Genomic DNA, 13,573 nt, shown 5'->3' with positions numbered 1-13,573 from the left:
AGGGGAAATCATGTCCTATCACAATCCCTATACCCCGCCCCGCAAATCCGCGACCTTCGACGACTACACGCTCGCGGAAATCCGTCGCGCCGCAGCGACCGGCATTTATGACATCCGCGGCGCCGGCGCCAAACGCAAGGTTCCGCATTTCGACGACCTCTTGTTTCTCGGCGCCTCGATCTCGCGCTATCCGCTCGAAGGCTATCGCGAGAAATGCGACACGTCCGTGGTGCTGGGAACCCGCTTCGCCAAGAAGCCGATCCATCTGAAAACGCCGATCACCATCGCCGGCATGAGCTTCGGCGCGCTCTCGGGCAACGCCAAGGAAGCGCTGGGGCGCGGCGCGACCATCGCCGGCACCTCGACGACGACGGGCGACGGCGGCATGACCGACGAAGAGCGCGGCCATTCCGAAAAGCTCGTCTATCAGTATCTGCCGTCGCGTTACGGCATGAACCCACGGGATCTGCGCCGCGCCGACGCCATCGAAGTGGTGGTCGGCCAGGGCGCCAAACCCGGCGGCGGCGGCATGCTGCTCGGACAGAAGATCTCCGACCGCGTCGCCAATATGCGCAACCTGCCCAAGGGCATCGACCAGCGCTCGGCCTGCCGCCATCCCGACTGGACCGGTCCCGACGATCTCGAGATCAAGATCCTCGAACTGCGCGAAATCACCGATTGGGAAAAGCCGATCTATGTAAAAGTCGGCGGCGCGCGTCCCTATTACGACACCGCGCTGGCGGTGAAGGCCGGGGCTGACGTCGTGGTGCTCGACGGCATGCAGGGCGGCACGGCCGCCACCCAGGACGTGTTCATCGAGAATGTCGGCATGCCGACGCTCGCCTGCATCCGTCCGGCCGTGCAGGCGCTGCAGGATCTCGGCATGCATCGCAAGGTGCAGCTGGTGATTTCGGGGGGCATCCGGTCGGGCGCCGATGTCGCCAAAGCCTTGGCGCTGGGCGCGGATGCAGTGGCCATCGGCACCGCGGCGCTGGTCGCGATCGGCGACAACGACCCGAAATGGGAAGAGGAATACAGACAACTCGGCTCCACCGCAGGCGCCTATGACGACTGGCATGAAGGCAAGGACCCGGCCGGCATCACCACGCAGGATCCGGAACTCGCCGCCCGTCTCGACCCCGTCGCCGCCGGCCGCCGTCTCGCCAACTATCTCAAGGTAATGACGCTCGAAGCCCAGACCATCGCCCGGGCCTGCGGCAAGAACAAGCTCCACAATCTCGAACCCGAAGATCTCTGCGCGCTGACGATGGAAGCCGCCGCCATGGCCCAGGTGCCGCTCGCCGGCACCAGCTGGTACCCGGGCAAGGGAGGCTTCTGACATGGCGAGCTACACCGCCACGATCCTCTGGGAGCGCGCGGAAGGCGAGGTGTTTTCGGACAATCGCTACAGCCGCGGGCATTCCTGGGCGTTCGACGGCGGCGTGGTTCTCCGGGCCTCGTCATCGCCGCATGTCGTGCCGCGCTATTCCGACCCGTCGGGGGTCGATCCGGAGGAGGCCTTCGTCGCCAGCCTCTCGTCCTGCCACATGATGACCTTCCTCTACCTCGCGGCAAAGCGGGGACTGGTGGTCAATCGCTATGAGGATGAAGCCGAAGGCGTCATGGAAAAGAACGCCTCGGGCCGTTTCTGGGTCAGCCGGGTGACGCTCCGGCCCCGCATCGCTTGGGAGGGCGATGCGCCGGAAAAGTCCGTCATCGATGATCTCCACCATCTCGCGCATGAGGAGTGCTTCATCGCCAATTCGGTTCGCACCGAGATCCGCTGCGAACCCGCCGTCTGAGCGAGAGCCCGGAAACAAACGCCGTCAGCGCGTCCGGGCTTTGCGAATGTCACATGTTCAGGGGCCGTAGAGCCCCGCCATCGAGGGGAACTGAAATGACACTGGATCTTGAAAGCTGGGCCAAGGAGCGCGGCGTCAAATATTTCATGGTCAGCTATACCGACCTGTTCGGCGCCCAGCGCGCCAAGCTGGTCCCGACTGCCGCCATCAAGGGCATGCAGGAGGAAGGCGCGGGCTTTGCCGGTTTCGCCACCTGGCTCGACATGACGCCCGCCCATCCCGACCTCTTCGCCAAGCCGGATCCGTCCTCGGTCATCCAGCTGCCGTGGAAAAAGGACGTCGCCTGGGTCGCCGCCGATTGCATCATGGAGGACGAACTGGTCGAACAGGCGCCGCGCGTGGTGCTGAAGAAGCGCATCGCCGAGGCGGCCGAGAAAGGCCTGCGCGTCAAGACCGGCGTCGAGGCCGAATTCTTCCTGATCACGCCCGACGGTTCGACCATTTCGGACGCCGCCGATACGGCCGAAAAGCCCTGCTACGACCAGCAGGCGCTGCTCCGCCGTTACGACGTGATCGCCGAAATCTGCGATTACATGCTGGAGCTCGGCTGGAAGCCCTATCAGAACGACCATGAGGACGCCAACGGCCAGTTCGAGATGAACTGGGAATATGACGACGCGCTGATCACCGCCGACAAGCATTCCTTCTTTAAATTCATGGTCAAGTCGGTGGCGGAAAAGCATGGCCTTCGCGCCACTTTCATGCCCAAGCCGTTCAAGGGCCTGACTGGAAACGGCTGCCATTGCCATATCTCGGTCTGGGATCTCGACGGCAAGGTCAACGCCTTCGCCGACAAGGCCATGCCCTTCGGTCTGTCGCAGAAAGGCAAGACCTTCCTCGGCGGCATCATGAAGCACGCCTCGGCGCTCGCCGCCATCACCAATCCGACCGTCAATTCCTACAAGCGCATCAATGCGCCGCGCACCATATCCGGCGCGACCTGGGCGCCCAACACCGTGACCTGGACCGGCAACAACCGCACCCATATGGTGCGCGTGCCCGGCCCCGGCCGCTTTGAACTCCGCCTGCCCGACGGCGCCGTCAACCCCTATCTCCTGCAGGCGATCATCATCGCCGCCGGCCTGAGCGGACTGGCGAGCGACGCCGATCCCGGCCCGCATCACGACATCGACATGTACAGGGACGGCCACAAGATCACCGATGCGCCGCGCCTGCCGCTCAACCTTCTCGACGCGCTGCGCGAATATGACCGGGACGAAGGCCTGAAAGCCGCCATGGGCGAGGCCTTCTCCTCGGCCTATCTCAAGCTCAAGCATCAGGAGTGGAACAGCTACTGCTCCCAGTTCACCGAATGGGAAAGGGCGACCACGCTCGATATTTGACGGGCGGCATCAAGGAGCTGTCGCAAACAGCAAATAGCGACACGGGAAATGCCCTATGCTGCCTCCGAACCGACGCGCCCGCCAAACACCGGCGGAAGGCGTCCGGACCGGGGGCGGCCTTGTCATAGACGCCAGGGGAAGTTAATGCGGGCCTCGCCGGCCCGCCGGGTGGAATTTTGTCAAACAGGCGTTCGAAAGGCCTCACATGAAGAACTATGTCCTGACCGTATCCTGTGTTTCGACCAGAGGCATCGTTGCGGCCATCACCGGCTTTCTGGCCGACAAGGGCTGCTACATCGTCGACTCCTCGCAGTTCGACGATCTCGACACCGGCATGTTCTTCATGCGGCTGACCTTCACCAGCCAGGAAGGCGTGGCGATCGAGGAAATCGTCGAAGGCTTCGAGCCGGTGAAGAAGAAATTCGCCATGGTGTCGGAATTCCATGACGGCGACGCCAAGATGAAGGTGCTGTTGATGGTGTCGCGCTTCGGCCACTGCCTGAACGACCTGCTCTATCGCTGGAAGATCGGCGCGCTGCCGATCGAGATCGTCGGCGTGGTGTCCAACCACTTCGAATACCAAAAAGTCGTCGTCAACCACGACATTCCCTTCCATCACGTCAACGTCACCAAGGCCAACAAGCCGCAGGCCGAAGCGCGCCTGATGGAAATCGTCGAGCAGTCCGGCGCCGAACTGATCGTGCTCGCCCGCTATATGCAGGTGCTGTCGGACGATATCTGCAAGAAGATGTCCGGCCGGATCATCAACATCCACCACTCCTTCCTGCCGAGCTTCAAGGGCGCCAACCCGTACAAGCAGGCCTTCGAGCGCGGCGTCAAGCTGATCGGCGCGACGGCCCATTACGTGACCGCCGATCTCGACGAAGGTCCGATCATCGAGCAGGACGTCGCCCGCATCACGCATGCGCAGTCGGCCTCCGACTATGTGTCGATCGGCCGCGACGTGGAAAGCCAGGTTCTGGCCCGCGCGATCCACGCCCATATCCACCACCGCGTGTTCCTGAACGGCAACCGGACCATCGTCTTCCCGGCGAGCCCGGGCTCCTACGCCTCCGAGCGCATGGGTTGACGCCCAGCGGCCAGCGCCCTAATCATCCGGCCGCAGACGGACACCGTCTGCGGCCGATTGTTTGAGTATAGGCGGCCGCGGCCGCCATGTGGAAAATACGAATTCCAGCACAATGCGACAAGTAACTGTTCCTTGCGAAGGAAAAGTGTGATTTTCTCAATTCGATTGTCTATTAGAAATCTTTAAAGCAGAACGAATCCGCATGGAGCAAGTCTTGCGATTCACAGAGATCATGCATTTTCTGGTAACCACGTCCGAAGTCCCCTCTTCGGAGAGATTATCAGCAGAAATCGAACGTATTCTAGGCGTTTACGGGTTCAAATATTACTGCGTCTTTCATCAGCCGAAGCCGATCGAAAACGCCGCCGAACTGATCGTCGCCGCAAATTGGCCGCCCGAATGGGTGAAACGATACGTCGCCAAGAAATATATCGTCATGGATCCGACGATCCGTTTCCTGCTGCGCGCCAACCGCAGCTTTTCCTGGCGCGACGCCGTGGAAGCCTATCGAGACAATCCGCATTACCGCCGGATGAAGGCGATGATGGCGGACGGCAAGGCGCATGGCCTGACCTCGGGATACATCTTCCCAGTCTTCTCCCGCGCCGGGCTGATCGGCGCGACCACGATCGGCGGCCCCGAGGACGTCGAACTGTCTCCCGCCGAAGTGGCGCTGTTGGAAACCGCCTTCCGCAACGCCTATATCCGCTATCTGGAATTCATGGGAGAGGCGCCTGCGACGGCGGTCCAGCCGACGGCGGAGATGACCATGACGCATCGCGAGATCCAGACGCTCAACAATCTCGCCGAAGGCAGAACCTCGCCCGAGATCGGCACCATCCTCAACGTATCGTCCAACACGGTCGACTGGTATGTCGCAAGCCTGCAGGCCAAGCTCAAGGCGCGCAACAGAAACCATGCCGTGGCACTGGCGTTCAGGCAGGGGCTGATCACCTGAATCGATTTAAATTGTTTCTGATCGATGAAACAATTCAAATTGAAATTCCGTGTGCGACGCGCTAGCGTCTGTTCGCGCACGCAATAATTTTCTGCCGTTCCGCACAAAATTCTTCGCCGGTAGGGGAAACCGGCGGCGCTGATTGAACAGGTCGACCGGCGCGGCGGAGATATCATGGGCGTGCACCACATCCGTGTCAGGAGGGACTTCGGCCTTGTCTATCAAGAAAATTCTCGTCGCCAATCGGTCAGAGATCGCGATTCGCATCTTCCGCGCCGCCAATGAACTGGGATTGAAAACCGTCGCGATCTGGGCCGAAGAAGACAAGCTGGCGCTGCACCGCTTCAAGGCCGACGAATCCTACCAGGTCGGCCGGGGCCCTCATCTGGAACGCGATCTCGGTCCCATCGAGAGCTATCTGTCCATAGACGAAGTCATCCGCGTCGCCAAACTGTCGGGCGCGGACGCCATCCATCCGGGCTATGGCCTGCTGTCGGAAAGCCCGGAATTCGCCGAGGCCTGCGCCGAAGCCGGCATCACCTTCATTGGCCCCAAGCCCGAAACCATGCGCCAGCTCGGCAACAAGGTCGCGGCCCGCAATCTCGCGATTTCCATCGGCGTGCCGGTGGTTCCCGCCACCGATCCGCTTCCCGACGATCCCGAGGCGATCAAGCGGCTGGCCGAAGAGATCGGCTATCCCGTCATGCTCAAGGCCTCCTGGGGCGGCGGCGGCCGCGGCATGCGCGCCATCCGCGACCCCAAGGATCTGCTGCGCGAAGTCACCGAAGGCAAGCGCGAGGCCAAAGCCGCCTTCGGCAAGGACGAAGTTTACCTCGAAAAGCTGGTCGAGCGCGCCCGCCATGTCGAAAGCCAGGTGCTGGGCGACACGCATGGCAATGTCGTACATCTCTTCGAGCGCGATTGCTCGATCCAGCGCCGCAACCAGAAAGTCGTCGAGCGCGCGCCCGCGCCCTATCTCTCGGACGCCCAGCGCCAGGAGCTGGCTTCCTATTCGCTGCGGATCGCCGAGGCCACCAACTATATCGGCGCGGGCACCGTCGAATACTTGATGGATTCCGACACCGGCAAATTCTACTTCATCGAAGTCAATCCGCGCATTCAGGTCGAGCATACCGTCACCGAACAGGTGACCGGCATCGATATCGTCAAGGCGCAGATCCACATTCTCGACGGCTTCACGATCGGCACGCCGGAATCGGGCGTGCCGGCCCAGGAGGACATCCACCTCAACGGCCACGCCCTGCAATGCCGCATCACCACCGAGGATCCGGAACAGAACTTCATTCCCGATTACGGCCGCATCACCGCCTATCGCGGCGCGACCGGCTTCGGCATTCGTCTCGACGGCGGCACCGCTTATTCCGGCGCCTTCATCACCCGCTATTACGATCCGCTGCTCGAAAAGGTGACGGCCTGGGCGCCGACCCCGACCGAAGCGATCCAGCGCATGCATCGCGCCCTGCGCGAATTCCGCATCCGCGGCGTGGCCACCAATCTGACCTTCCTGGAAGCGATCATCAGCCACCCCGCCTTCCAGAGCAACAGCTATACGACGCGCTTCATCGACACGACGCCGGAGCTTTTCCAGCAGGTCAAGCGCCAAGACCGCGCCACCAAGCTTCTGACCTATATCGCCGACGTGACGGTGAACGGCCATCCCGAAGTCAAGGGCCGCGCCAAGCCGCCGAAGGACGCAGCGGCGCCTGTCATCCCCTTCTGCGACCTGCCGCAGCAGCCGGGCACGAAGCAGCTGCTCGACGAACTCGGCCCGAAGAAATTCGCCGACTGGATGGTGGCGCAAAAGCGCGTGCTGATGACCGACACCACCATGCGCGACGGCCACCAGTCGCTGCTCGCCACCCGCATGCGCACCTATGACATCGCGGCCATCGCCGGCACCTATTCCAAGGCGCTGCCGAACCTCTTTTCGCTGGAATGCTGGGGCGGGGCGACCTTCGACGTCGCCATGCGCTTCCTGACCGAAGATCCCTGGGAGCGCCTGTCGCTGATCCGCCAGAACGCCCCGAACTTCCTGCTGCAGATGCTGCTGCGCGGCGCCAACGGCGTCGGCTACAAGAACTATCCTGACAATGTCGTAAAGTATTTCGTTCGCCAGGCGGCCAAGGGCGGTATCGACCTCTTCCGCGTGTTCGACTGCCTGAACTGGGTGGAGAATATGCGCGTCTCCATGGACGCCGTGATCGAAGAGAACAAGCTCTGCGAAGCGGTGATCTGCTACACCGGCGACATCCTCAACTCGGCCCGTCCCAAATACGACCTCAAATATTATGTCGATCTCGCCAAGCAGTTGGAAAAGGCGGGCGCGCATATCATCGCCGTCAAGGACATGGCGGGCCTGTTGAAGCCGGCCGCAGCCCGCGTGCTGTTCCGGGAACTCAAGCAGGCGACGTCTCTGCCGATCCATTTCCACACCCATGACACGTCGGGCATCTCGGCCGCGACCGTGCTGGCGGCGGTGGAAGCCGGCGTCGATGCGGTGGACGCCGCCATGGACGCCTTTTCCGGCAACACCTCGCAGCCCTGCCTGGGCTCAATCGTCGAGGCGCTCTCGGGCACCGAACGCGATCCCGGCCTCGATCCCGCCTGGATCCGCCGCATCTCTTTCTACTGGGAGGCCGTGCGCACCCAATACGCAGCCTTCGAAAGCGACCTCAAGGGACCGGCCTCCGAAGTCTATCTGCACGAAATGCCGGGCGGCCAGTTCACCAATCTCAAGGAGCAGGCCCGTTCCCTGGGTCTCGAGACGAGGTGGCACAAGGTCGCCCAGGCCTATGCCGACGCCAACCAGATGTTCGGCGACATCGTCAAGGTGACGCCGTCTTCCAAGGTGGTCGGCGACATGGCGCTGATGATGGTCAGCCAGGATCTCGCCGTCGAAGACGTGGTTGATCCCACCAGGGAAATCTCCTTCCCGGAATCGGTCGTCTCCATGCTCAAGGGCGATCTCGGCCAGCCGCCCGGCGGTTGGCCCGAGACGCTGCAGAAAAAGGCTTTGAAGGGCGAGAAGCCCTATACCGCCCGTCCTGGCTCGCTCTTGGCGGACGCCGACCTCGACAAGGAGCGCGCCGATATCGAGACCAAGCTCGAGCGCAAGATCAGCGACTTCGAGTTTGCCTCCTATCTGATGTATCCGAAGGTGTTCACCGATTTCGCCATTGCGCAGGATCAGTATGGTCCGGTCTCGGTGCTGCCGACGCCGAACTACTTCTACGGCCTGCCGCCGGGCGAAGAGCTTTTTGCCGATATCGAACAGGGCAAGACGCTGGTGGTTCTCAACCAGGCGATCGGCGAGACCAATCAGAAGGGTCTGGTCACCGTATTCTTCGAGCTCAACGGCCAGCCGCGCCGCATCAAGGTGCCCAACCGCGCCCAGGGCGCCGCCAACGGCGCTGTGCGCCGCAAGGCGGAAGCCGGCAATGCCGCGCAGCTCGGCGCGCCGATGCCGGGTGTCGTCTCGGCGGTGGCTGTTTCCGCGGGCCAGGCGGTGAAGGCCGGCGACGTGCTCCTGTCGATCGAAGCGATGAAGATGGAAACGGCGCTGCACGCCGAAAAGGACGGCGTGATCGCCGAAGTGCTGGTGCGCGCCGGCGACCAGATCGACGCCAAGGACCTGCTGATCGTCTTCGGTTGAGCGAAACAAGCCGGGACGGGGCGCGCGTCGCCCCGTTCTGGCGATCTAATGGTCGAGCCATAACGAATTCTTTACGCCGAATCTGAAAAGGGTTCGGATTATCGCGTAAAATTTGAGTCGATTTAAAACGAATTAATGCTTTTCGCCTAGCTTTTCCGCTGTCTGACAACGACCGCAAGGGCCGCGCCGTGGAACACGAGCCGCTTCAAGACCGCGCCACTCTCCGCCGACAGAGGATCGAAAACATCCTGATAGGCGGAGCAACTCTGGTTTTGTTCATCGTCGCGCTCATGGCAGGATTGCATCACGATCTCGTGGCGCTATTTTCCCGGTTGCACGTTTCCGAGACCCTGTCGACGTCTCAGCCCCTGACCAGGTCCTTCGGCGCTGTTCCCCGGCTCGGAGACGACCATCAAGCCTTCGACGGAATCCTGATGTTCGGCCTGTTTGCGAGCCTCGGCCTCACCGCATTCGCCGTCGTCCAGTATCAGCGGCTGCGCGCTGCGCTTCGCCGCCAGCAGCAGGCCGAGCTGCATTCGCGACGCCTCGCCCTGCATGACCAGCTGACCGGCCTCGCCAATCGCCGCAATTTCGAAAGCTTCGCCGAGCGCGCCATGTTCGAGCGCCCGGCGACGGAAAAGCGGGCGGTGTTCCTGATCGATCTCGATCACTTCAAGCCTGTCAACGACGCCCATGGCCATGCGGCGGGGGACAAGGTGCTGATCGATTTCGCAAGCCGGATCGAAGGCCATTTTCCGGGCGGCCTCGTCGCCCGTTTCGGCGGCGACGAATTCGCCGCCATCACCCCGCCGCTCGGCGACGAACAGGATGCGCTGAATTTCGCGCGCTATGTAATCGCCGCCGTTCAGGCGCCGTTCGACTACAATGACGTAGCGCTGCGCATCGGCGCTTCCGTGGGCGTCGCCATGATCGGCGACGACAAGGTCGACAGCGTCGGAGAGGCCCTGCGCCGAGCCGACATCGCCCTTTATGAGGCCAAGCGCCGCGGTCGCCGCCAGATCGCCGTCTATGAAAGCGCGCTGGAAAGCGCCGTGCAGGCCCGCAGCTGGATGGAAGCGGAGCTGAAGCTGGCGTTGCAGGCCGGCGACATCGTGCCCTATTTCCAGCCGATCGTCGATCTCGCGACCCGCGACGTCATCGGCTACGAGGCGCTGGCGCGATGGCGGCACCAGACGCGCGGCATGATCAACCCCGCCGACTTCATTCCCATTGCCGAGCAGACGGGCCAGATCCAAGAGGTCTGCGAGGCGATCATGACGCAAGCCGTCACGCTCGGTCGTTTCTGGCCGGCGCATGTGATGCTGTCGGTCAACCTGTCGCCGGTGCAGCTGCGCGACAAGGACCTTGCCCAGAAATTGCTCGCCATTCTCGCCGCGCATGATTTTCCCGCTTCGCGGCTGGAAGTGGAAATTACCGAAAATGCGCTGATCACCGATCTGATGACGGCCAAGACCAATATCGAGGCGCTCCGCGCCGCCGGCGTCTCCGTTGCGCTCGACGATTTCGGCACCGGCGCCTCGACGCTCAATCACCTGCGCGTCTGCCAGTTCGACAAGATCAAGATCGACCAGACCTTCGTGCAATCCATGGCCGACAGCAATGACAGCATCGCCATCATCAGCGCCATCATCGGGCTATCGCGCAATTTCAACCTGCGCTGCACCGCCGAAGGTATTGAAAAGGCGAGCGATCTCGAATTGTTGAGCGGCTGGGGCTGCGCCGAGGGCCAAGGCTATCTGTTCGGTCGGCCGGCCGAACGGACGGCGTTCGAGACGACCGCCGCACCGGAAGTCAGCGCCGCCGACGGTCGCTGACGCTTCATAACTAGCAAAATCCCGCCATTGACGAGTAATTCCCGTTTATGCATGTTCATGCCGAATTCGACAGGCATGACCATGACAGATCTTCTTCCACATGAACGGCACGCCGCGATACTCCGCAAACTGACGGAGGAAGGCCGCGTATTGGCTGCCGACCTCGCAGCCCTTTTCGAAACGTCGGAGGACACGATCCGGCGTGACCTGCGCGAAATGGCGGCGCAAGGCGTGTGCCGCCGCGTCTATGGCGGCGCTTTGCCGATCGACGCGCCGCCGCCGCTCAGCCGTCGCATCGACGTCGCCGTGGACCGGAAACAGGCGCTTGCGCGCCGGACGGCGCAATTGATCGAGCCCGGATCGAGCCTTTTCATCGACGCCGGGAGCGCCAATCTCGCGGTCGCCCGCAATCTGCCGCAAGACGCATCGCTGACCGTGATCACCAACGCCCCGGTGATCGCCGCCGCCCTGATGGAGCGACCCGATATCGAAGTGGCGCTGATCGGCGGGCGCATGGATCCCAAGTCCGGCGCCATCCTCGGCGCCAAGGCGATGAGCGAGGCGGCCAGTTATAGAACCGATATCTGCATCCTCGGAAGCTGCGGCCTGGATCTGGACGCCGGCGTCAGCGCGTCGTTCCTGGAAGAGGCGGAATTCAAGCGCGCCATGGCGAAGGCCAGCCGCCGCGTGATCGCCGCCGTGACCAATGAGAAATTGGGTCGCCCGGCCCCCTTTCCCGTCATCGGCCTGTCGAATCGTTTCACCATCGTCGTGGAACAGGATGCGGATGACGAGCTTTGCGCTGGCTTTGCCGAATCCGGCGCCCGCTTCGTGAAGGCGTCATCGCCTTGAGCGGCGCGCCTTGGGAATAACGATCGAAAGACATCGCGTCGCGGCCCGACCGCGCCAGGAGGAGTATTCATGACCACGCCCGTCCGTTCCGCCGCACCGCCCTTGACCGGCTCCGACCCCAGGGAGCGCATCGCGGTGTCGCTGCTGTTCCTCGCCAACGGTCTCTATATCGGGGCCTGGTCGCCAAAACTGCCGGTGATCGCCGAGACGCTGTCGCTGTCGCCGCAATGGATGGGCTATCTGCTGCTGTTCTTCGGCGTCGGCTCGGTCACCATCATGCCGATCGCCGGCGCCCAGATCGCCCGCTTCGGCTCCAGCAAGGTGGCGATGGCCTTTTCCATCCTGTTCCTGCCGTTGATGCTGATTCTCACCTTCATGCCGAACTTCGCGTCCGCGGCGGTGATCGTCTTCCTGCTCGGCGGTTTCGCGGGCGCCATGGACGTGGCGATGAACGCCAACGCCGTCGAGGTCGAAAAGCGCATGCGCCGGGCGATCATGTCGTCCTGCCACGCCTATTGGAGCCTGGGCGGCCTGATCGGCTCGGCGACCGGCGGCGCGCTCATCGACCAGTTCGGCCCGGCCTGGCATGCGGTGATCATCACCGTCTTCAATGCAGGCGTGGTGGCGCTGGCGCTGGCCTGGCTGATGCCGGACGGGCCGCATGCGGAAGAACATCACGACGCCGCGCCGCGGCCCAGCATCTTCTCGAGCCCCCTGCCCTGGCTTCTCGGCTTCATGGCGCTCTTCTCCATGCTGCAGGAAGGCATCGTCATCGACTGGAGCGCGCTCTATCTGAGCCGTGAACTCGGGGCGACGCTGACGGTCGCGTCGCTCGCCGCAGGCTCCTTCCACGCCACGATGATGGTCGTGCGTTTCGCCGGCGACGCGGTGCGCGACCGGCTGGGCGCGGTCAAGACCATGCGGGTCTCCGGCGTCATCGCATTCGCCGGCATGTGGATCGGGGCCTTCGCGCCGCATCCCTATGTCGCCGTGTTCGGCTTCGCGCTGGCCGGTCTGGGCGTGGCCAATCTCGTGCCGATCGCCTTTTCGGCCGCCGGCAATCTGCCGGGCATGGCCAAGGGCGTCGGCCTGTCGGTGGTCACCGCCATGGGCTATTCCGGCACGCTGTTCGCGCCGACCTTGTTCGGCTTCGTCGTCGAGCATACCGGCTACCAAGCCATCTATATCGGCGCGCCGCTGCTGCTCGCCATCGTGCTGGCGCTGTCGGGCCTGGCGCGCCACGCCGATGGCGTGAAGGGCGGAGGTCATTGACTTTGCGCCACAATCAGGGCGGCCGGGCTTGTCTCCCGGCCGCAAACATGATTGACCTTTCATCAGACAGATGCGGGGGTTGACATGTTGAGAGAAGCGCTTGTCGTCATCGACGTCCAGAACGACTTCTGCCCGGGCGGCGCGCTCGCGGTCGCCGATGGCGACGCCATCCTGCCGGCGGTCAACGCGCTGATCGCGCGCTTCGACCATGTTGCGCTGACCCAGGATTGGCATCCGGCCGGCCATTCGAGCTTCGCCTCCAGCCATTCCGGCAAGGCGCCCTTCGAGAGCGTGACCATGCCCTATGGCGAGCAGACGCTCTGGCCCGACCACTGCATTCAGGGCACGCCCGGGGCGGAGTTTCATCCGGATCTCGTCTGGACCAAGGCCGAACTGGTGATCCGCAAGGGGTATCGGACCGCGATCGACTCCTATTCGGCCTTTTTCGAGAACGACCATGCGACGCCGACCGGGCTGGCCGGCTATCTGCGCGAGCGCGGCATCGATGCCGTGACGCTGTGCGGCCTCGCCACCGATTTCTGCGTCGCCTTCTCGGCGCTCGACGCCGTGGCGGCGGGCTTCAAGACCACCGTGGTGCTGGAGGCCTGTCGCGGCATCGATCTCGGCGGATCGATGGCGGCGCAACTTGAAAAAATGCGGCAGGCGGGCGTGACGCTCGTCTGACCGA

The 13,573-nt window shown here is 63.1% G+C and carries 10 protein-coding genes; all 10 read left to right on the top strand.

What is annotated here, in order from left to right; all coding sequences use genetic code 11:
- The first annotated feature begins 10 nt into the window (after positions 1-10).
- The gene (locus OCK01_RS18120; protein ID WP_182828146.1) at positions 11-1,339 is read left to right on the top strand and encodes an FMN-binding glutamate synthase family protein; all 1,329 of its coding nucleotides are present in this window, start codon (positions 11-13) and stop codon (positions 1,337-1,339) included.
- Position 1,340: 1 nt separating this feature from the next.
- Positions 1,341-1,802, top strand: coding sequence for an OsmC family protein (locus tag OCK01_RS18115; protein WP_263825123.1), 462 nt, complete (start codon positions 1,341-1,343; stop codon positions 1,800-1,802).
- 95 nt (positions 1,803-1,897) lie between these two features.
- Positions 1,898-3,205, top strand: coding sequence for a type III glutamate--ammonia ligase (gene glnT, locus OCK01_RS18110; protein WP_263825122.1), 1,308 nt, complete (start codon positions 1,898-1,900; stop codon positions 3,203-3,205).
- 205 nt (positions 3,206-3,410) lie between these two features.
- The gene (purU, locus tag OCK01_RS18105; RefSeq protein ID WP_182828144.1) at positions 3,411-4,295 is read left to right on the top strand and encodes a formyltetrahydrofolate deformylase; all 885 of its coding nucleotides are present in this window, start codon (positions 3,411-3,413) and stop codon (positions 4,293-4,295) included.
- A gap of 214 nt (positions 4,296-4,509) precedes the next feature.
- Positions 4,510-5,253 carry a helix-turn-helix transcriptional regulator gene (locus OCK01_RS18100; protein ID WP_263825121.1) on the top strand — a complete coding sequence of 248 codons (744 nt, stop codon included), beginning with the start codon at positions 4,510-4,512 and terminating at the stop codon, positions 5,251-5,253.
- A gap of 214 nt (positions 5,254-5,467) precedes the next feature.
- Positions 5,468-8,926 (top strand): pyruvate carboxylase, encoded by a 3,459-nt coding sequence (pyc, locus tag OCK01_RS18095; RefSeq protein ID WP_263825120.1) that lies wholly within the window; start codon positions 5,468-5,470, stop codon positions 8,924-8,926.
- 272 nt (positions 8,927-9,198) lie between these two features.
- Positions 9,199-10,761, top strand: coding sequence for a putative bifunctional diguanylate cyclase/phosphodiesterase (locus OCK01_RS18090; protein WP_263825119.1), 1,563 nt, complete (start codon positions 9,199-9,201; stop codon positions 10,759-10,761).
- Positions 10,762-10,842: 81 nt separating this feature from the next.
- Positions 10,843-11,613, top strand: a complete 771-nt coding sequence (locus tag OCK01_RS18085; protein WP_263825118.1) for a DeoR/GlpR family DNA-binding transcription regulator — start codon at positions 10,843-10,845, stop codon at positions 11,611-11,613.
- 69 nt (positions 11,614-11,682) lie between these two features.
- Positions 11,683-12,885, top strand: a complete 1,203-nt coding sequence (locus tag OCK01_RS18080; protein ID WP_263825117.1) for an MFS transporter — start codon at positions 11,683-11,685, stop codon at positions 12,883-12,885.
- An 84-nt stretch (positions 12,886-12,969) separates the two neighbouring features.
- The gene (gene pncA, locus OCK01_RS18075) at positions 12,970-13,569 is read left to right on the top strand and encodes a bifunctional nicotinamidase/pyrazinamidase (protein ID WP_263825116.1); all 600 of its coding nucleotides are present in this window, start codon (positions 12,970-12,972) and stop codon (positions 13,567-13,569) included.
- The last annotated feature ends 4 nt before the right edge of the window (positions 13,570-13,573 follow it).

Origin of the sequence: Rhizobium sp. TRM95796, from assembly GCF_025779995.1 — a bacterium.
Classification (GTDB): Bacteria; Pseudomonadota; Alphaproteobacteria; order Rhizobiales; family Rhizobiaceae; genus Rhizobium_E.
Note: the sequence above shows the minus strand (reverse complement) of the source record. Positions and strands in the feature narration are given on the sequence as shown.